Here is a 19,270-nt window from a genome sequence, read left to right as displayed (position 1 = left end):
AACCCTCCGCGGACCTCCGCGACCCGAACTCCCCTTCCACAGCACGGAGCTGACCGAGAATGACCACCGTCCAGGACTCCCGCCCGCAGTACCAGGCCGCCTTCGACCAGCTGGAGGCGCTGGTCGCGACCGTCACCCCGGCCGACCTCGACCGGGCCACGCCCTGCGAGGACTTCACGCTGCGTCAGCTGCTCAACCACCTGGTCGGCGCCACCCACCGCCTCGCGTACATGGGCGAGGGCGGCTACGCCCAGGACCACGTCCCGGCCGTCGAGGACCCCTCCGACGAGGGCTGGCCGGCCGCGCTGGACCGCGCCCGCGCCCGGGTGACCGCCGCCTGGGCGGAGGACGCCAAGCTCGGCCGCCCGACCTTCGCGCCCTGGGGCGAGGTGCCCGGCGGGGCCGTGCTCGGCGGCTACCTGATGGAGACGGTGGCGCACTCCTGGGACATCGCGCAGAGCCTCGACAACGGTTTCGCCCTGGACGAGGGCCTGTCCGGCGCGGCCCTGGGCATCGCCCGGGCCGTCCTGCCGGCCGAGCAGCGCGGCGGTCAGGTCCCCTTCGGCGAGGCCCAACCGGTCCCCGAGGACGCCGACGTGCACACCCGACTGGCCGCCTTCCTGGGCCGCAAGGCCTGACGGCGACGGGCGTACGGGCGCGAAGCCCGTACGCCCGCTACCGCGCTACTCCCGACCGACGTGGGTGGAGCTCATGTCCGCGTACCGGGCGCCGTCCACCTTGCCCGCGATCGGCTCCACCAGCGCCAGCTCCGCGGCGGTCAGCTTGAGCGTGGCCGCCGCGGCGTTCTCGGCGAGCCGGCTGCGCTTGCGGGTGCCGGGGATCGGCACCACGGTCAGCCCGTACACCTCGGCCCGCTGCTGCACCCAGGCCAGCGCGACCTGGGCGAGCGTGACGCCACGCGCCTCGGCGATCTCCCGCAGCGGGGCCAGCAGTTCGCCGTTGGCCGCCGCGTTGTCCCCGGTGAACCGCGGCTGCATGCGCCGGAAGTCGTCCGCGCCGAGCTGCTCGGCGGCCTGGAAGGAGCCGGTCAGGAAGCCGCGCCCGAGCGGGGAGTACGGCACGAAGCCGACGCCCAGCTCGGCGGCGACCGGAGCCACCGAGGCCTCCACGTCCCGGGTGAAGACCGACCACTCGCTCTGCACGGCGGCGATCGGGTGGACGGCGTGCGCCTCGCGCAGCTCGGCGGCGGTCACCTCGGACAGGCCCAGGTGGCGCACCTTGCCGGCCTGGACCAGCTCGGCCATGGCGCCGATGGACTCGGCCAGCGGCACCTCCGGGTTGCGGCGGTGCATGTAGTAGAGGTCGATGTGGTCCACGCCGAGCCGGCGCAGCGAGCCCTCGACGGCGGAGCGGATGTACGCGGCGTCGTTGCGCACGGCCCGGTGGGTCGGGTCGTCCTCGCGGCGCTCGATCGCGAACTTGGTGGCGAGCACCACCTGGTCGCGGTGGGCCCGCACGAACGGGCCGATGAACTCCTCGTTGCGGCCGAAGCCGTACATGTCGGCGGTGTCGAACAGGGTGACCCCGGCCTCCAGCGCGGCGCCCAGGGTCGCGAGCGCCTCGTCGGTGTCGGTCGGGCCGTAGAACTCGCTCATGCCCATGCAACCGAGCCCCTGGACGCCCACGAGCGGGCCGTCGGTGCCGAGCTGGACGGTGGGGAGGGTGGTGTCGGTCATGCGCCGTGTACTTCCTCTGCTCGGTGCGGCGGGCGGGCGCCGTCGGCGGCGCCCTTCAGCCCGGAATAGAGATCGATCTTGTGGTCGAGGACGGCGAGGGTCGCCTGGAGGTCGACGATCCGCTGCCGGACCTCCTCGCGCTGGTCGACCAGCAGCTGCCGCCGCTCCTCGTAGGTCTGCTCACCGAGGCGGGCCATCTCGACGTACCGGAGCATGTCGGCGACGGACATCCCGGTCAGCCGGAGCTTCCCCAGGAAGGCCAGTCGGTGCACGTCGGCGTCGCAGTAGCGGCGCTGGCCGCCCGCGGCGCGGTCGATGTGGTCCAGCAGCCCGATCCGCTCGTACCACCGCAGGGTGTGGGCGGTCAGTCCGCTGGCGGCGGAGACCTCACCGATGGTGTGCCGAGAGGTCCGGTCGGCCTCCCCGACCGGGTGCTCGAACACCTCGGCGCAGCTGCGCCGGGCGGTCCGGGCGGACGTCGGTGTGGCCATGTTCGCTCCCCGTTGTGCCGTACGACCTGTGTGGTGCGGCGATGACGACGCTACCGAGTTGGAGTGCACTCTAAGCAAGCGTGCCACCGGGGTGCCGAAAACACCCGGCTAGAGTCGGGGCATGGAGAGCTTGCGGATGATCGAGAACTGGCCGGTGCCGCACGCGGCGGCCGCCGTGGTGCGAGGCTCGGACGGCGCGGTGCTGGGCGCGCACGGGCCGCAGCGGCACCTGTTCCCGCTGGCGTCGGTGACCAAGCTGCTCACCTCGTACGCGGCGCTGGTCGCCGTCGAGGAGGGCGTGTTCGAGCTGGACGACCCGGCCGGCCCGCCCGGATCGACCGTCCGCCACCTGCTGGCGCACACCTCCGGCCTGGGCTTCGACGAGGACCGCGTCTTCGCCGAGCCCGGCAACCGCCGGCTCTACTCCAACGCGGGCTTCGACACCCTGGCCGCGACGCTCGCCGAGGCGGCCGGGATCCCCTTCCACCGCTACGTCGCCGAGGCCGTGTTCGAGCCGCTGGGCATGGCGGACACCCTGGTCAACACCGCCCACAAGTCCCCCGCCGGGGCCGGCGCCCTGTCCACCGTCGCCGATCTGGCCCTGTTCGCCGCCGAGTTGCAGGCCCCGAAGCTGCTGGACCCCTCGACGGTGCTGCGCGCCACCCGCGAGGTCGCCTTCCCCGGCACCAGCGGCGTCCTGCCCGGCTACGGCCACCGCCGCCCCAACGACTGGGGCCTGGGCTTCGAGATCCGCGACGGCAAGTCCCCCCACTGGACGGGAACCTCCAACTCCCCCGCCACCTTCGGCCACTTCGGCCAGTCCGGCACCTTCCTGTGGGTCGACCCGCACCACGACGCGGCCTGCATCGCCCTCACCGACCGGGACTTCGGCCCCTGGGCGGCCGAGGCCTGGCCGCCGCTGTCCGACGCCGTCATCCGCGACGTCCTGCTGTCCGTCCGGTAAGGCCCGGAACGGGGCCTACCCGTACGAGACGGGCGAGTGCATCTCCCAGAGCAGGAGCTGCGCGCCCGTCTCCCCCGCCGACGGGTCGGCGAACGCGTCGCCGGTGATCCGCACGCTGTCCCCGGGCTCCATCGAGCGCCCGCCGCCCTTGGGCCCGGGGACGGTCCGGTAGCCCAGCGAGCCCGCCGTCAGGTGCGCGTAGCGCCAGGGCGCGGCGGGCAGTTCGGCCAGCGGCTGCCACGGCCCGGCCGTGACCAGCCAGAGCGCCGCGTCGCCGCGCCGCAGCCGCAGGGCGTCCGTCCCTGCGTCGCGCTCCATCCCGGAGGCGAGCAGCGTCAACCCGCCGTCCGCCGGTTCCACCCTGCGCAGCCCGTACGCCGGGGCCGCGTCGAACTCGTCCGGCTGGAGCCATATCTGGACGAAGCGCACCGGCCCCTCGGCGCCGCCGACGTTGCGTTCGGTGTGGGTGACCCCGGAGCCCGCGCTGAGGTGCTGCACCATCCCGGGGCGCACCACGCCGCCGTGCCCGTACGAGTCCCGGTGGGCGAGCGCGCCCTCCAGCACCCAGGTGAGGATCTCGGTGTCCCGGTGCTTGTGCTCCTCGAACCCCGCACCGGGGGCGAGGAGTTCCTCGTTGCAGGCGAGCAGGGCTCCGAAGTGGGTGTTCTTCGGGTCGTAGTGCCCCGAGAAGGAGAAGGCGTGTCGGGTCTCGACGCCCTCGGCCGGGGTGGAGCGGTAGCGCTCGGCGGTGCGGCGGAGGTCGGCGCGGGGGCGTTCCGGGGCGGCTGTCACGCCTCCCCACCGTAGTGGCTGCGGCCGCCGGGGCCGGGGGGTGTGCACAAGCAGTCACTCGCGTGAGGCAGTCTTGTCCTTGTGCCAGCCGCTTCCGCGAACTCCCAGAACGATCCCGGTCCCGCAGCCGAACCGACCGGGAAGAGCCCGGCCGTCAGGCCCGCCCGCGACCGCCCCGGGCGCGCGGCCCCCCGTCTGACGGCCCAGGAGCGCAGAAACGCCGCCGAGCGGGCCGAGCGGCGGGCGGCCACCCTGAAGCGCCTGGAGAAGTCCTCGGGCAAGCTGGCCAGCGCCGCGATCGCCCGCATGGACGACCAGCTCGGCTGGTACCGGCGGATGCCGCCGGAGCACCGCTCCTGGATCGGCCTGGTCGCCCAGGCCGGCATCGCCGCCTTCACCGAGTGGTACCGCCACCCCGACACGGCCCAGGCGATCTCCACCGACGTCTTCGGCACCGCCCCCCGCGAGCTGACCAGGGCGATCACCCTGCGCCAGACCGTGGAGCTGATCCGCACCACGATCGAGGTGATGGAGGAGGCCATCGAGGAGGTGGCCGCCCCCGGCGACGAGGCGGACATGCGCGAGTCGGTGCTCGTGTACGCCCGGGAGATCGCCTTCGCCACCGCCCAGGTGTACGCCCAGGCGGCCGAGGCGCGCGGCGCCTGGGACGCCCGCCTGGAGGCCCTGGTGGTCAACTCCCTGCTGTCCGGCGACGCCGACGAGGGCGTGCTGTCCCGGGCGGCGGCGCTCGGCTGGGGCCAGCCCAGCCAGGTCCGGGTGGTGATGGGCAGCGCGCCGGACGGCGACAGCGAGCTGGTGGTGGAGGCGATCCGCCGGGCCGCCCGCTACGCCAAGCTGCACGTGCTGACCGGGGTGCTGGGCAAGCGCCTGGTGGTCGTGGTGGGCGGCGAGAAGGAACCGGTGCACGCGGCCAGGGCGCTGATCGGCCAGTTCGCGCCGGGCCCGGTGGTCATCGGCCCGACCGTGCCGGACCTGCTGTCGGCGACCCGCTCCGCCCACGCCGCCGCCGCCGGCCTGCGGGCCTGCGCGGCCTGGCCGGACGCCCCCCGCCCGGTGCTGGCGGACGACCTGCTGCCCGAGCGCGCCCTGGCCGGGGATCAGGCCGCCCGGCGCCAGTTGGTGGAGGAGATCTACACACCGCTCGACGAAGCCGGCTCGGCACTCCTGGAGACGCTGAGTGTCTATCTGGAGCAGGCCTCCTCCTTGGAGGGAGCGGCCCGGATGCTCTTCGTGCACCCCAACACGGTGCGCTACCGGCTACGACGTGTGACCGACGTCACGGGGTACGCCCCCTCCGACGTACGTTCGGCCTTCACTCTCCGGATCGCCCTCGCCCTCGGCAGGCTCGCCGCAGCGGGGGAGCCGAGCTGAACCCGAGTGTAGGGACCATACAATCCCGGATGGTTTTCTTCGTTACCGTCGCCTACCCGCCCCCGGGCGCCTGGCGAGAGAGGGTTGAACCGTGCTCGTAATCGTCGCCCCTGGACAGGGTGCCCAGTCCCCCGGTTTCCTCAGCCCCTGGCTCGAACTCGACGGTGTCGCCGATCGTCTGCGCCGCTGGTCGGACGTGGCCGGGCTGGACCTGGTGCACGCCGGCACCGAAGCCTCCGCCGAGGAGATCAAGGACACCGCCGTCGCCCAGCCCCTGCTGGTCGCCGCCGGTCTGATGACCGCCCGTGCGCTGTTCCCTGACGAGACCGTCGCCCGCAGGGTCGTCGGTGCCGTCGCCGGCCACAGCGTCGGCGAGATCACCGCAGCCGCCGGTGCGGGCGTGCTGAACGCCCACGACGCGCTGACCTTCGTGCGCGAGCGCGGCCAGGCCATGGCCCAGGCCGCCGCCGTCACCGAGACCGGCATGATCGCCGTCCTCGGCGGCGACGCGGAGGCCGTCGCGGCGAAGCTCGCCGAGCACGGCCTGACCCCGGCCAACAACAACGGCGGCGGCCAGATCGTCGCCGCCGGCACCCTGGCCCAGCTGGAGGCCCTCAAGGAGGACCCGCCGGCGGGCTCCAAGCTGGTCGCCCTCAAGGTCGCCGGGGCCTTCCACACCGAGCACATGGCCCCGGGCGTCGAGCGGCTGGCCAAGGTCGCCCCGACCCTGACGGTGGCCGACCCGCAGGTGCGCTACGTGTCCAACAAGGACGGCGAGGTCGTGACCTCCGGCGCCGAGGTGCTCTCGCGCCTGGTGTCGCAGGTCTCCAACCCCGTCCGCTGGGACCTCTGCATGGAGACCCTCGGCCGGCTCGGCGCCACCGCCGTCATCGAGCTGTCCCCGGCCGGCACCCTGACCGGGCTGCTGAAGCGCAACCTCAAGGGTGTGGCCACGCTGGCCGTCAAGACCCCCGCCGATCTCGACAAGGCCCGCGCGCTGGTCGAGGAGCACGGCGGTCAGGAGCAGGAGAACCAGGCATGAGCAAGCCCCAGATCCGACCCGCCGACGGTGCGCGCTACTCGCGCATCCACGGCGTCGGCGGCTACCGCCCGGTCCGGGTGATCCCGAACGCCGAGGTGCTGGAGTGGATCGACTCCTCCGACGAGTGGATCCGCACCCGTAGCGGCATCGAGTCGCGCCGCTGGGCGGGCCCGGAGGAGTCCGTCGCCGAGATGTCGGTGCAGGCCGCGGGCAAGGCGATCGCCCAGGCCGGGATCTCCCCCGAGCAGATCGGCGGCGTGATCGTCGCGACGGTCTCGCACCTCAAGCAGACCCCCGCGATCGCCACCGAGATCGCCCTGCGCCTCGGCTGCGGCACCGCCCCGGCCTTCGACATCTCGGCCGCCTGCGCCGGCTTCGGCTACGGTCTGGGCATCGCGGACGGCATGATCCGCGGCGGCAACGCCGAGTACGTGCTGGTGATCGGCGTCGAGCGGCTCAGCGACCTGACCGACAAGTCGGACCGCTCGACCGCCTTCATCTTCGGCGACGGCGCCGGCGCCGCGATCGTCGGCCCGTCCGACGTCCCCGGCATCGGCAAGCTGGTCTGGGGCTCGGACGGCTCGCAGGCGGACGTCATCTCGCAGACCGCCGCCTGGGACACCGCCTTCGCCAAGCCGGACGCCGTCAACGGCGCGGGCGACGAGCTCAAGTGGCCGGCCCTGCGCATGGAGGGCCAGCCGGTCTTCCGCTGGGCGGTCTGGGAGATGGCCAAGGTGGCCCAGCAGGCGCTGGACGCCGCCGGGATCTCCGCCGAGGACCTCGGCGCGTTCATCCCCCACCAGGCCAACATGCGCATCACCGACGCCATGATCAAGGCGCTCAAGCTTCCCGCCTCGGTGCCCGTCGCCCGCGACATCGCCGAGACCGGCAACACCTCCGCCGCCTCCATTCCGCTGGCGATGGAGCGCATGCTGGAGAGCGGCGAGGCCCGCAGCGGGGACCTCGCGCTGATCATCGGGTTCGGGGCGGGTCTCGTCTACGCGGCGACAGTCGTTACGCTCCCCTAGGCGCGTTTCGCCCCACTCATCCACAAACCCGCACCCGGCCGCCGGTCGGATGCGTTCAACACCGAAGAGGAGCAGCCAGTATGGCTACCAAGGACGAGGTTCTGGCCGGTCTCGCGGAGATCGTCAACGAGATCGCCGGCATCCCGGCCGAGGACGTCGAGCTCGACAAGTCCTTCACCGACGACCTGGACGTCGACTCGCTGTCCATGGTCGAGGTCGTCGTGGCGGCCGAAGAGCGTTTCGACGTCAAGATCCCGGACGACGAGGTCAAGAACCTGAAGACCGTCGGCGACGCGGTGGACTACATCCTCGCCAACGCCGCCGCCTGATCGTTCGGCACGTTCGACACGTTCGACCGTCACGTCCGTCCGGCACTCACCGCCACGGACGGCTGACCCTTCGGTCCGGCTCCCCGCGAGCCGGGCCGATCCGCCGGCCGGGACGCCCCACCGGGTGCCCGGCCGGGCCCGTACTCGGCTCGCCGCCGACCCCGCACAACGTGAAAGAAGAAGAACCAGTGACCGCTGAAAACCGTACCGTGGTCGTCACGGGTATCGGCGCCTTCACGCCGCTGGGCGGCGACGCCGCCACCACCTGGGAGAACCTGGTCGCCGGGCGCTCCGGAGTGGCGGCCCTGACCGAGGAGTGGGCGGCCGAGCTGCCCGTCCGGATCGGGGCGCGCGTCGCCGTCGAGCCGGGCGAGATCCTGCCCCGCCCGCTGGCCCGCAAGCTGGACCGCTCCGCCCAGTTCGCCCTGATCGCCGCCCGCGAGGCCTGGGCCGACGCCGGCTTCGAGACCCCGGCCACCGACGAGTCCTCCAAGCTCGCCCCCGAGCGCCTGGGCGCCGTCATCGCCTCCGGCATCGGCGGCGTGACCACCCTGCTCGACCAGTACGACATCCTGCGGGAGAAGGGCGCCCGCAAGGTCTCCCCGCACACCGTGCCGATGCTCATGCCCAACTCCCCGGCGGCCAACGTCGGCCTGGAGGTCGGCGCCCGCGCCGGCGTGCACACCCCGGTCTCGGCCTGCGCCTCCGGCGCCGAGGCGATCGGCTACGCGATCGAGATGATCCGCACCGGCCGCGCCGACGTCGTGGTGGCCGGCGGCACCGAGGCCGCGATCCACCCGCTGCCGATCGCCGCCTTCGCCAACATGATGGCGATGTCCAAGAACAACGACGAGCCCGAGCGCGCCTCGCGCCCGTACGACAAGGCCCGCGACGGCTTCGTCCTGGGCGAGGGCGCGGGCGTGGTCGTGCTGGAGTCGGTCGAGCACGCCGAGGCGCGCGGCGCCCGGATCTACTGCGAGGCCGTGGGCCAGGGCCTGTCCTCGGACGCCCACCACATCGCCCAGCCCGAGCCGACCGGCGCCGGCGTGGCCCGCGCGCTGGCCGACCTGTTCGAGCGCAACGACCTGTCCAAGGCCGAGATCGTGCACGTCAACGCGCACGCCACCTCCACCCCGCAGGGCGACACCGCCGAACTCAAGGCGCTGCGCAAGGAGCTGGGCGAGGACCTCGACCACATCGCCGTCTCCGCCACCAAGTCGATGACCGGCCACCTGCTGGGCGGCGCCGGCGGCATCGAGACGGTCGCCACCGTCCTGGCCCTGCACCACCGCCTGGCCCCGCCGACCATCAACGTCGAGGAGCTGGACGAGGACGTCGAGGGCGCCGACATCGTCCGCGGCGAGGCCCGCGCCCTGCCCGCCGAGGGCCGCATCGCCGCGCTGAACAACTCGTTCGGCTTCGGCGGCCACAACGTGGTGCTGGCCTTCCGCACCCGCTGAGCCCGTACGGAAAGGGGCCGGCGCTCTCGTTGAGCGCCGGCCCCTTCCGCGTACCCGCCCGGTGTCAGACCACCTGGTGCAGCCAGCGCACCGGGGCGCCCTCGCCCGCGTACCGGAAGGGCTCCAGCTCGTCGTCCCAGGGCTTGCCGAGCAGCCGGGAGACCTCGGCCTCCAGGTCGGCGCCCTCGCTGCGGGCGCGCAGCAGGACGGCGCGCAGCCGGTCCTCGGGGATGAGGATGTCGCCGTGGATGCCCGTGACGGCGTGGAAGATGCCGAGGGTGGGCGTGCTGCTGTAGCGCTCGCCCTCCGCCGTGGCGCAGGGCTCGCTCGTGACCTCGTACCGCATCAGCTGCCAGCCGCGCAGCGCGGAGGCGAGCTTCGAGGCGGTGCCGGACTCCCCCGTCCAGGAGAGTTCGGCACGCCAGTGCCCGGGCGCGGCCGGCTGGCGGATCCAGTCCAGACTCACCCGCACACCGAGCACCCCCGCGACGGCCCACTCGACGTGCGGGCACAGCGCGCGGGGCGCGGAGTGGATGTAGAGAACTCCACGTGTCGTCACCGGGACCTCCAGGCTGTGGACGAGGGTCGCCTTCCCCAGCTGCCTCGTGCTGCCTGCAGTTGATCCACAGTTACCCACGTTAGCCGACATTAAGCGACTAAATCGAGCAAAACGGACAGGCTTTCGCTCAATGCTAGTCGAATCCTCAACGGGGTCCACCCCTCGGCCGGATCTCTCCCCCGAACGGCCCCATCGCCGGGCGGGACCACCGTACCGCGCCTCCGGGCGGGATGGATGACGCACTTTCGAATCCGGCCGGAATGCGGTAGTGAGGCCCGATCCCCTGCGCCGTGCACGCGAACCGCCCCGCGCGCCCCCTGGTCGGGGCGGGCGGGGCGGTCGGGGTGCTGACGGAGGGTCAGCCGTCCAGGCGGACGACCATCTTGCCGGTGTTGGCGCCGCGCAGGAGGTCGAGGAAGGCCTCGACGGTGTTCTCGACGCCGTCCACCACCGTTTCCTCGTACCGCAGTTCGCCCGAGCGCAGCCAGCCGGCCACCTCGGCGGTGAACTCCGGGCGCAGGGCGGCGTGGTCGCTGACGAGCACGCCCTCCAGGCGCAGCCGCTTGCCGATCGCCAGTGCGAGGTTGCGCGGGGCGGCGGGCGCCCCGGTGTCGTTGTACTGGGCGATGGCGCCGCAGAGCACCGCGCGGCCGTGGACGCCGAGGGCGCCGATCGCGGCCTCCAGGTGGTCGCCGCCGACGTTGTCGAAGTAGAGGTCGATGCCCTCGGGGGCGGCCTCGGCGAGCTGCTCGGCGACCGGGCCGTCCTTGTAGTTGAAGGCGGCGTCGAAGCCGTACTCGTCGACCAGCCTGGCGACCTTCTCCGGCGAGCCGGCCGAACCGACCACCAGGGAGGCGCCCTTGAGGCGGGCGATCTGGCCGACCAGGGAGCCGACGGCGCCGGCCGCGCCGGAGACGAAGACCTTGTCCCCCTCCTTGAGGGCGCCGACGGCCAGCAGCCCGGCGTAGGCGGTGAGCCCGGGCATGCCGAGCACGCCGAGGTAGGCGGAGAGCGGGGCCGCCTCCGGGTCGACCTTGACGGCCGCCCGGGCGTCGAGGGTCGCGTACTCGCGCCAGCCGAGCCCGTGCAGCACCGCGTCGCCCGGGGCGAAGCCCTCGGCCTCGGAGGCGACGACGTAGCCGACCGCGCCGCCGTCCATGGCCTCGCCGAGCCGGAACGGCGGGACGTACGACTTCACGTCGTTCATCCGGCCGCGCATGTAGGGGTCGACGGACAGGGCGGTGTTGCGGACCAGGATCTCGCCGGGGCCGGGCCGGCGGACCGGGGCCTCGACCAGGGCGAAGTCGGCGGGCGTCGGCCAGCCCTGGGGGCGGGCGGCGAGGTGCCATTCACGGGCGGGGGCGGCCTGCTCGGCCATGGCGCTGCTCCTCGGATGGGGTGGAGGGAGTTTGCTACCTGAAAGGTTTAGCAACTGAAGTAACGATGGACATGAAAGGTTCATGTTGTCAACTTTTCAGGTAGACTCTGCGCCATGGAGACCATGCCGACCCGGGCCGACGCGCCGCAGTCCGACGAGATCACCCGCGAGGTCGTCGACCTGATGGCCAACCTGGTCGCACTCTTCCACCGCGAGTACGAGGACGCCGCCGCGGCCCGCTCGCTCACCGGCGCCCAGGCCAAGGTGCTCGCCCTGCTGCGGCGCGGCCCGATGCCCATGCGCCAGATCGCCCAGACGCTCAGCTGCGAGCCGTCCAACATCACCGGCATCGTCGACCGGCTGGAGGCCCGCGGTTTCGTCACCCGGGCCGCCGACCAGCACGACCGCCGCGTCAAGCTGGTCGCCGCCACCGAGACCGGCGCCGTCGCCTCCGAGGAGCTGCGCGAGTCGCTGAACTTCGCCCGGGAGCCGCTGGCCGCGCTCGGCCAGGACGAGCGGGCGGTGCTGCGCGACCTCCTGCGGCGGATGCTCACGGGGGCCTCCGGCCCCGGCGCGTGACCAGCATCACAGGCCCGGGCGGCGATCCGGGCGACGCCAGGGGGTAACCGAACAGCCCTTCGGAACGTCTAACGTTCGAATGTCGAACGAGAGAGATCCTGAGGACGGGGGGCACGGAGGATGAGCAGCAGCACGCGCCGGCGCCGCTTCCTGCGCACCGCCATCGGCCTGGCCGCCGTACTGGTGCTGTCGGTGGCGGGAGTCGGAGCCTGGTTCTACAACCGGCTCAACAGCAACATCACCACCTTCGACGCGGGCGGCGTCGCCACCGAGCGCCCGCCCTCGCCCGTCCCGGCCTCCCCCGGCGCCCAGGTGCCGGTGAACCTGCTGGTCCTCGGCTCGGACACCCGGGACAACGGCAACAACTCGCTCGGCGGCGGCGACGGGGGCGTCGGCAACTCGGACACCGCGATCCTGGTGCACGTCTACGCCGACCACAAGCACGCCGTGGGCGTCTCCATCCCGCGCGACACCCTGGTCACCATCCCCTCCTGCAAGCTGGCGGACGGGACGTGGAGCAAGCCGCGCACCGATCAGATGTTCAACTCCGCGTTCAGCCTGGGCGAGCTCCCCAGCGGCAACCCGGCCTGCACCCAGAACACCGTGGAGAAGCTCACCGGGCTGCGGATCGACCACACCGTGGTCGTCGACTTCAAGGGCGCAGCCGCGATGTCCGAGGCCATCGGCGGCGTCGAGGCCTGCGTGCCCAACGACGTGAACGAGTACGGGATACACCTCAAGAAGGGCCTGCAGAAGCTCTCCGGGCAGTCCGCCGTGGACTACCTGCGGGCCCGGCACGGCATCGGGGACAACTCCGACATAGGCCGGATGAAGCGCCAGCAGGCCTTCCTCTCCTCCATGATCAAGAAGGTGCAGGACCAGGGCTTCTCGCTCCCCACCCTGCTGCCGCTGGCCGACGCGGCCACGAAGTCGCTGACCGTGGACGAGGGGCTGGGCACCGCCTCCAAGCTGGTGGACTTCGCCCGCTCGATGTCCGACATCAAGCTCTCCGACGTCACCTTCGTCACCGCGCCCTGGCGCTTCGCCGGGGAGCGGGTGCGGCTCGTCCAGCCCGACGCCGACACCCTGTGGAAGCTGCTGCGCGAGGACCGCACCCTGGACGGGCACAGCACCTCCGGGACGGGCCAGGTCACGGGCTCCCCGAGCCCCACCGCGCCCGGCGCCCCCGCCGCGAGCACCCCGCTGACCCCCGAGCAGGCCGCCGCCCCGATCACCGTGGTCAACGGCGTCGGCACCTCCGGGCTGGCCGGCTCCGGCGCGCAGACGCTCAAGGCGCGCGGCTTCCAGAACGTCGTGCTCGGCGCCAACGAGCCCGGCAGGCAGCACACCGAGGTCGCGTACGACCCGGCGCAGAAGGCCGTGGCCGACCAGGTCGCCGCGCTCTTCCCCGGGGCGACGGCGGTGGAGCGGCCCGGCACGGACTCGGTGACCGTCACCCTCGGTGCGGACTACCAGCCGGCCGGGGGCACGAAGCTGGACGCCGCCTCCGCGCCGAGCCCGGGCGCGAGCGCCGCGCCCAGGGCCGGCCCGTCCACGCCCGCCGTGCCCAGCGGGGTGCCGACCGGGATAGCGGAGAACATCCGGGGCGCCGACACCGACCCGTGCGCGAATCTGACCTTCGGATGATCCGGACCGGCCTCGCCGGACCTCAGCAGGGGTCCGGCAGGCCGGTGACCACGGCGGTCAGCCTGGTCCCGCGGGGGAAGGCGCCCCCGGCGGCCAGGCCGGACAGCGCGGCCAGCAGCTTGGCGACGTAGCGCAGCTCCACCGGGACGCCGTGCGCGCGCTCGAACCCGGCGGCGAAGGCCGCGAGTTCGGCCGGCACCCGCCCGTAGCCGCCACCGTGGTGCCCGTGGTCGATCCGCCAGTTCGCGAACTCCCGCCCGTACGCGGCCCGGTGGAGCCGGGCGACCTCCGCCTCCAGGTACCCCTCGCCCCCGCGCAGCACGGCCACCCCCAACGCCCGCGCGCCCGGCGGCAGTCCGGCGGCGATTCCGGCCAGGGTGCCGCCGGTGCCGACCGGGCAGCAGACCACGTCCCGCTCCCCCAGGTCGGGCAGCTCCGCCGGGACAGCGGCGGCGCCCGTCACCGCCAACGCGTTGGAGCCGCCCTCGGGCAGCACCAGACAGGGCTCCCAGCGGCGCCAGGGCCCCTCCTCCCTCCGCTCCGCCCGGCCGACGGCCTCGCGGTACTCGGCGCGGGTCAGGAACTCCAGCCGCATCCCGCTCCGCTCGGCCGCCCGCAGCGACCAGTTGCGCGGCCGGTCGGCCAGCTCCTCCCCACGCACCAGCCCGACGCTCTCCAGCCCCAGCGCGGCGGCGGCCGCCGCGACCGCCCGCAGGTGCGTCGAGTACGCCCCGCCGAAGGTCAGCAGCCGGGTGTGCCCCGCCTCGACGGCGGCGGCCAGGTTGGGCGCGAGCTTGCGCCACTTGTTGCCGGGGACGCCCGGATGCAGCAGGTCGTCCCGCTTGAGCCTCAGCTCCACCCCGGCCCGGGCGAACACCTCGTCCGTACAGTCCACGAGCGGGGTCGGCAGCAGGGCGGGTTCGAGCACCCGGCCAGGATACGAGGGCCGGACGGGTGCGGCGTAAGGTAAAGAGTTCGTAACGACCGCAACCCGGCGGCGGGCCGCGCGTCCCCTTTCCAGGGGCCTGAACACGGGCCCGAGGCCCAACCCCGCCGCTCCGGCGGGCGGGGCGATGCTTCACACTTGTCTCACTCGAGGATCGCCCGCACGAGCCTTCGAGTGTCCGAAAACCTTTCATCTCATGGGGGAACGCCGTGCCGCTCGCGCCATCCGATGTGGCAGAGACGACAGGAGACTCTGCTGCCTCTCCGTCACCCGGCTCGCCGGGCGGCCGCCCTGGCGGAGGACCCGCCTCCCGCCCGGGCCGCGGACTCCCGACGAACGGCCTGCTCCTGTTCGCCGTCGTGCTGCTCGGGCTGCCCCCGCTGCTCCACCTGGTCAAGGCCGACCTGCTCAGCCTGCTGCTGATATGGGGCGGCGCGGCCACGCTCATACGGTCCTCCCGCCTCTCCCTCCTCGACCGGCTGATGGTCTCCGGGGTCACGCTGATCGGCTGGACCTGCGCGCTCGGCCTGATCGCCAGCTACTGGCCGTGGGGGCTCAACCCGCTGGCCCTCGCCGAGGCGACCGCCGCCGTCCTGGTCGCGATCCGCGCCGTCCGCGGGCCCGCCCCGGCCCGTCCGGCGCTGCCGCCGCTCGCGCGGCTGCGCGCGCTGGTGCCGGTCCGGGACGTCCCGCTGCTGCTCTCCTCGGCCCTGGTCAGCGCCTTCGCCCTGTACCCGGTGCTCATCCGCAGCGCCACGGAGCGCCTCGCGATGATCGTGGCGGCGGAGGACCTCGGCCGGCACGTCGCCCTCTACGACACCATCCTGCGTCTCGGCGGCCTCACCTCCCTGCACCAGGGGGCGGCCGCCGAGACGGTGACGCAGGGCCTGGCCACGTACCCCGAGGGCAGCCACCTGACGCTGGCCGTCCTCACCGGCTTCCTGCACGGCGGGCCCGAGCGGGGCGCGCCGATGGACCAGATCTCCCTGTTCGTCCTGCTGTACACGGTGATGTACGCGGCGCTGGCGGTGGCGGTCCTCTGGGCGGTCAACCGGGTCGCCGGGCCCGCGCTGCGGGGCTGGCGGGGCTTCGCCCTGATGCTGCCCGTCGCCGCGTACCTGGCCGTCACCGAACTGCCGAAGCTCTACTTCAACGGCTTCATCAGCGAGGTCTTCGCGCTCGGCCTGCTGGCCGTCCTGGTCGCCCTGGCCGTCCGGCCGCTCACCCGGCTCCCCGAGCAGGTCGCCGCGCTCTCCGCGCTGACCGTCGGCGTCTCCTTCGGCCACTACCTGCTGCTGCCCGCCGCCGGCGTCACCGTGCTCGGCTGGGCCGCCGTCCACTGGCGCGTCTGGAAGCGCCACTGGATGGCCGTCCTGGCCGTCTCCGTGGTCACCGGCGCGCTCGCCCTCTTCCCCGCGTACGTCAACAGCAAGACGGCCAACTCCGACGCGCTGGTCCTGACCGGCGGTATCGGCCCCGTCGACCGGCGCTTGTTCTTCCCGCTCGTCGCCCTCACCCTCGCGATGCTGCTGACCCCGGCCGCGCGCGCCAACCGCGCCCGGCGGGTGGCCCTGATCTCCTGCGGCGGGATCGTGGCGCTCTGCTACGGGCTGATGCGGTACCAGGCGTGGAAGGTCGGCCAGACCAGCTACTTCTACGAGAAGATGCTGCACCAGCTCCTGGTGATCGGCCTGATCGCGATGGCCGCCGCCCTGCTGCCCGCCTTCGGCCGCCGCACCCTCGCGGGCGGGCCGGCCACCGGCCGCCTGGCCGGCCTGCCGGCCGGGCTCCGCTCGGGCCTGCCCGTCCTGGCGGTCACCGGCCTCCTGGTGTTCGGCGTGATCTTCGAGAGCCAGCCCGACTCCAGCCTCAAGTACGGCTGGGAGGGCAGCCCGGGCCGCCGGATGGCCCGCGGCGAGCAGTCCCGCGGGGACATCGCCTACCGGGTCGCCGCCCTCGACCTCTCGCGCCCGGCGAACGACCACCAGGTGGCGGTCTCGCTGCTCGGCCACCGCGCGTACGGCGACGCGACCCCGGACTGGGGCTCCGTCGAGGACAACCTCTGGCTCGGCGTGCTCAACCGGGACCAGGGCCGCTCCTGGGTGGCCTGGTACTGGGCGATCAACCGCCGCGGCCCGGAGGAGATCCTGGACTACGCCGACAAGTCGCCCGAGCCCCTGCGGTTCTACATCGACGACCCCAAGCTGCTGGCCGACCTGAAGGCGCTGGCCGCCAAGGGCAAGCACCCCCGCCTGGAGGCCAGCCAGGTCTCGTGGAACACCAAGGGCGAGCTCGTCGTCGTGCCGGTCACCTTCAACTGACCCGGTCGCACGAAAAGGCCGCGGGGCCCGTCACCGGAATTCCGGTGACGGGCCCCGCGGCCTTTCGGCGGGTACGGGTCCCGGCCGCCCCCCGGCGGTCGGGCCCCGCGTTCTCCCCCCGTACGGACCGTCTCCCCTCCGGGCGGCCCGCGGTCTGTGGGATCCGGGATCCCGGATCCGGTACGTCACCCGGCCGAGGACGCGGCCGGCCGGGGCCCGGGCGAACTGCTGCGGGACGGGCCCGGTCAGTCGGCGTCGGTGTCGGAGTCGGCGGCGGAGTCGCCGGTCTCCGGACTCGGTTTGGGCGGGCGGCCGCGACGGGGGAGGCCTGCGGCGCCGCCGGGCATCCGGCCGGCGTCGCCGAGCGCGCGGCGGAGCAGGAACTCGATCTGGGCGTTGGTGCTGCGCAGGTCGTCGGCGGCCCAGCGGGCCAGGGCGTCGTGAACCGAAGGATCCAGTCGCAGCAGGAGCTTCTTCCGTTCCGTCGCCAACGCCCAGCCTTACTGGTAGAGGGAGCCCGTGTTCACGACGGGCTGGGCGCCCCGGTCGCCGCAGAGCACCACCAGGAGGTTGCTCACCATGGCGGCCTTGCGCTCCTCGTCCAACTCCACCACATCGCGTTCGGCGAGTCGCTCGAGAGCCTCCTCGACCATACCCACGGCCCCCTCGACGATCAGCCGCCGGGCGGCGACCACGGCCCCCGCCTGCTGACGCTGCAGCATCACCTGGGCGACCTCCGGCGCGTACGCGAGCCGGCTGATCCGGGACTCGACCACCCGCACCCCGGCCGGGGCGACCCGGGCGGCGATCTCGGCGGAGAGCTGGTGGGCTATCTCCTCCGCCCCGTCGCGCAGCGACAACTGGCCCTCGCGGTGGGCGTCGTAGGGGTGGCTGCTGGCGAGGTGCCGTACGGCGGTGTCGGTCTGGATGGCGACGAAGGCGTTGAAGTCGTCGACCTCGAAGAACGCCATCGCGGTGTCCTGGACCTGCCAGACCACCACGGCGGCCATCTCGATCGGGTTGCCGTCCGCGTCGTTGACCTTGTGGGTCACGGTCTCGTGGTTGCGGATGCGGGTGGAGATCCGGAAGCGGGTGCTGAACGGGTTCACCCAGGTCATCCCCTCGTCGCGGATGGTGCCCCGGTACCTCCCGAGGAACTGGACCACCCGGGCCTCGCCGGGCGGGACGACCGTCAGTCCGCGCATCAGGACGACCGAGAGCACCATCACCACCGGGCCGCCCACGGCGAAGGCGGTGCCCAACCCTCCCTTGCCGCTGGTGAGGAGGCCCGATCCGATGACCGCCAGGGCGAACCCCGCGACCAGCCCGAGGAGCGTCCCCACGAGCACCACGCCTCCGGGCGCCCCGACGACCTGCCGTTCGGTGACCCTGGGCCTCGGTGCGCCCACGACGGGAACGGGGGCGGGTTGCTGTGTGTCCATGAGAGCGGCTCCTCCGGCGAGCGCGTCCGCGCTTGATGGCAAAGTGATATCACTTTTTTCTGATGGTTCGCCAACATCCCATGTCAGAGCGGGTCCAGGCCGCACCCCGGCCGCCCCCGGACCACTCCCGGGCCGTTCCCGGACGCACGAAAAGGCGCCCCCGGGCCGACGGAGGGCCGACCCGGGGGCGCCGAGAGGAGGTTCTGCCGGTCAGGGGCGGACGGCCACGGCCCCCAGGCAGGCGGCCTCGGCGTCGGTGAACACCTCGTCGCCCGGCTCCGGCCGCCAGCGGGGCGTGGAGACGACACCGGGGTCGAGCAGGTCCCAGCCGGCGAAGAACTCCGCGAACTCGCCCGGGGTCCGCGCCCGCACGGGGTTGCCCGCCACCGCGTAGACCTGGCAGATACGTTCCGTCTCCTCCGGCGAGTACTCGGGCGTGATGTGGCTGATCACCAGCGCCGAACCCCGGGCCGCCAGGGCCTCCTTGAAGGTCTCGACGATCTCGTGGGCGCCGTCCGGCACGAAGTGCAGCAGGGCGACCAGGCTCAGGGCGATCGGCCGGGTGAAGTCCAGCACCCCGGTCGCGCGGACGGCCTCCAGCACGGCGGCGGGCTCGCGGACGTCGGCCTGGACGTAGGCGGTCCGGCCCTCGGGGGCGCTGCGCAGCAGGGCCTGGGCGTGGGTGAGGACGATCGGGTCGTTGTCCGCGTAGACCACCCGGCTTCCCGGCTCCACGCCCTGGGCGACCTCGTGCAGGTTGGGCGAGGTCGGGATGCCGGTGCCTATGTCGAGGAACTGGGTGATGCCGGAGCGGGCCAGGCCGCGGGTGGCGCGGCGCATGAAGGCGCGGTTGGCCCGGGCGGCGTGCCTGGCCTGCGGGAAGACCGACAGGGCCTGGGCGGCGGCCTCGCGGTCGGGGGCGAAGTTGGTGACGCCGCCGAGGAAGTAGTCGTACATCCGCGCCGAGTGCGGCCGGTTGATGGCGAGGTTGATCTCCACGTCCGGCGCGGGGGCCGCGCCCCCCTCGGCGTCCCGTTCGACCGTCATCCGTCTCCCCCTCGTGCCGTCGTTCGTGGACTCCCGTCGAGCATCCCCGACCCGGCGGCCCGGCCGCAACAGGGTCCCTCGAGTCCGTTCGGACGGGAACGATCGTCGATGACGCATTATCAGCTGATCGTTCGTCACATGAAGCCTCAAGCGGGC

19 protein-coding genes are annotated in these 19,270 nt (G+C 73.3%); 10 read left to right on the top strand and 9 right to left on the bottom strand.

The features are described from left to right. The first annotated feature begins 59 nt into the window (after positions 1-59). Positions 60-638, top strand: coding sequence for a TIGR03086 family metal-binding protein (locus ACIRRS_RS25575; protein ID WP_402975048.1), 579 nt, complete (start codon positions 60-62; stop codon positions 636-638). 45 nt (positions 639-683) lie between these two features. On the opposite strand, the gene ACIRRS_RS25570 is transcribed toward ACIRRS_RS25575, so the two are convergent. Further along, a complete protein-coding gene (locus ACIRRS_RS25570; RefSeq protein ID WP_402975045.1) occupies positions 684-1,697 on the bottom strand; it encodes an aldo/keto reductase in 1,014 nt (337 codons plus the stop codon). Further along, positions 1,694-2,188, bottom strand: coding sequence for a MerR family transcriptional regulator (locus ACIRRS_RS25565; protein WP_402975042.1), 495 nt, complete (start codon positions 2,186-2,188; stop codon positions 1,694-1,696). The genes ACIRRS_RS25570 and ACIRRS_RS25565 overlap by 4 nt, the downstream gene beginning before the upstream one ends. 121 nt (positions 2,189-2,309) lie before the next feature. On the opposite strand from ACIRRS_RS25565, the gene ACIRRS_RS25560 reads away from it, so the two are divergent. Next, positions 2,310-3,152 (top strand): serine hydrolase domain-containing protein, encoded by an 843-nt coding sequence (locus tag ACIRRS_RS25560; RefSeq protein ID WP_402975039.1) that lies wholly within the window; start codon positions 2,310-2,312, stop codon positions 3,150-3,152. Positions 3,153-3,167: 15 nt separating this feature from the next. On the opposite strand, the gene ACIRRS_RS25555 is transcribed toward ACIRRS_RS25560, so the two are convergent. Beyond that, on the bottom strand, positions 3,168-3,944 hold the full coding sequence (locus ACIRRS_RS25555) for a pirin family protein (protein WP_402975036.1): 777 nt from the start codon (positions 3,942-3,944) through the stop codon (positions 3,168-3,170). Between the two features lie 195 nt (positions 3,945-4,139). Between ACIRRS_RS25555 and ACIRRS_RS25550 the strand changes: the two genes are divergently transcribed. From ACIRRS_RS25550 to fabF, 5 genes are all read left to right on the top strand, one after another. Continuing rightward, positions 4,140-5,336, top strand: a complete 1,197-nt coding sequence (locus ACIRRS_RS25550) for a PucR family transcriptional regulator (protein WP_402975087.1) — start codon at positions 4,140-4,142, stop codon at positions 5,334-5,336. A 91-nt stretch (positions 5,337-5,427) separates the two neighbouring features. Next, positions 5,428-6,378: an ACP S-malonyltransferase gene (locus ACIRRS_RS25545; RefSeq protein WP_402975033.1), complete on the top strand. Its 951-nt coding sequence runs from the start codon at positions 5,428-5,430 to the stop codon at positions 6,376-6,378. Then, a complete protein-coding gene (locus tag ACIRRS_RS25540; protein WP_402975031.1) occupies positions 6,375-7,406 on the top strand; it encodes a beta-ketoacyl-ACP synthase III in 1,032 nt (343 codons plus the stop codon). Before ACIRRS_RS25545 ends, ACIRRS_RS25540 begins: the two co-directional genes overlap by 4 nt. 80 nt (positions 7,407-7,486) lie before the next feature. Then, entirely contained in the window at positions 7,487-7,735 is a 249-nt protein-coding gene (locus ACIRRS_RS25535) for an acyl carrier protein (RefSeq protein WP_402975028.1), read from the top strand. Between the two features lie 188 nt (positions 7,736-7,923). Next, positions 7,924-9,195: a beta-ketoacyl-ACP synthase II gene (gene fabF, locus ACIRRS_RS25530; protein ID WP_402975025.1), complete on the top strand. Its 1,272-nt coding sequence runs from the start codon at positions 7,924-7,926 to the stop codon at positions 9,193-9,195. A 64-nt stretch (positions 9,196-9,259) separates the two neighbouring features. Here the strand turns inward: fabF and ACIRRS_RS25525 are convergent, their stop codons facing one another. Both ACIRRS_RS25525 and ACIRRS_RS25520 read right to left on the bottom strand, forming a co-directional pair. Beyond that, the gene (locus tag ACIRRS_RS25525; RefSeq protein WP_402975022.1) at positions 9,260-9,754 is read right to left on the bottom strand and encodes a DUF3145 domain-containing protein; all 495 of its coding nucleotides are present in this window, start codon (positions 9,752-9,754) and stop codon (positions 9,260-9,262) included. 358 nt (positions 9,755-10,112) lie between these two features. Beyond that, complete coding sequence (locus ACIRRS_RS25520) at positions 10,113-11,132, bottom strand: NADP-dependent oxidoreductase (RefSeq protein WP_402975020.1); 1,020 nt, start codon at positions 11,130-11,132, stop codon at positions 10,113-10,115. 123 nt (positions 11,133-11,255) lie between these two features. Between ACIRRS_RS25520 and ACIRRS_RS25515 the strand changes: the two genes are divergently transcribed. Both ACIRRS_RS25515 and ACIRRS_RS25510 read left to right on the top strand, forming a co-directional pair. Beyond that, positions 11,256-11,711, top strand: coding sequence for a MarR family winged helix-turn-helix transcriptional regulator (locus ACIRRS_RS25515; protein ID WP_402975084.1), 456 nt, complete (start codon positions 11,256-11,258; stop codon positions 11,709-11,711). Between the two features lie 120 nt (positions 11,712-11,831). Beyond that, on the top strand, positions 11,832-13,358 hold the full coding sequence (locus ACIRRS_RS25510; RefSeq protein WP_402975017.1) for an LCP family protein: 1,527 nt from the start codon (positions 11,832-11,834) through the stop codon (positions 13,356-13,358). Between the two features lie 22 nt (positions 13,359-13,380). Here ACIRRS_RS25510 and ACIRRS_RS25505 read toward each other — a convergent pair whose 3' ends face one another. Then, positions 13,381-14,286, bottom strand: a complete 906-nt coding sequence (locus ACIRRS_RS25505) for a 1-aminocyclopropane-1-carboxylate deaminase/D-cysteine desulfhydrase (RefSeq protein WP_402975014.1) — start codon at positions 14,284-14,286, stop codon at positions 13,381-13,383. A 377-nt stretch (positions 14,287-14,663) separates the two neighbouring features. On the opposite strand from ACIRRS_RS25505, the gene ACIRRS_RS25500 reads away from it, so the two are divergent. Next, a complete protein-coding gene (locus tag ACIRRS_RS25500) occupies positions 14,664-16,625 on the top strand; it encodes a hypothetical protein (protein ID WP_402975011.1) in 1,962 nt (653 codons plus the stop codon). A 245-nt stretch (positions 16,626-16,870) separates the two neighbouring features. Here ACIRRS_RS25500 and ACIRRS_RS25495 read toward each other — a convergent pair whose 3' ends face one another. The 3 genes from ACIRRS_RS25495 to ACIRRS_RS25485 form a co-directional block, all read right to left on the bottom strand. Then, positions 16,871-17,116, bottom strand: a complete 246-nt coding sequence (locus tag ACIRRS_RS25495; protein WP_402975008.1) for a hypothetical protein — start codon at positions 17,114-17,116, stop codon at positions 16,871-16,873. 9 nt (positions 17,117-17,125) lie between these two features. Then, the gene (locus tag ACIRRS_RS25490) at positions 17,126-18,067 is read right to left on the bottom strand and encodes an SPFH domain-containing protein (RefSeq protein ID WP_402975005.1); all 942 of its coding nucleotides are present in this window, start codon (positions 18,065-18,067) and stop codon (positions 17,126-17,128) included. A 210-nt stretch (positions 18,068-18,277) separates the two neighbouring features. Further along, on the bottom strand, positions 18,278-19,114 hold the full coding sequence (locus tag ACIRRS_RS25485; protein ID WP_402975002.1) for an SAM-dependent methyltransferase: 837 nt from the start codon (positions 19,112-19,114) through the stop codon (positions 18,278-18,280). Positions 19,115-19,270: the final 156 nt, after the last annotated feature.

Source organism: Kitasatospora sp. NPDC101183 (assembly GCF_044767945.1).
Classification (GTDB): Bacteria; Actinomycetota; Actinomycetes; order Streptomycetales; family Streptomycetaceae; genus Kitasatospora.
The sequence above is the reverse complement of the archived record's forward strand: the minus strand, read 5'-3'. Positions and strand labels throughout refer to the sequence as shown.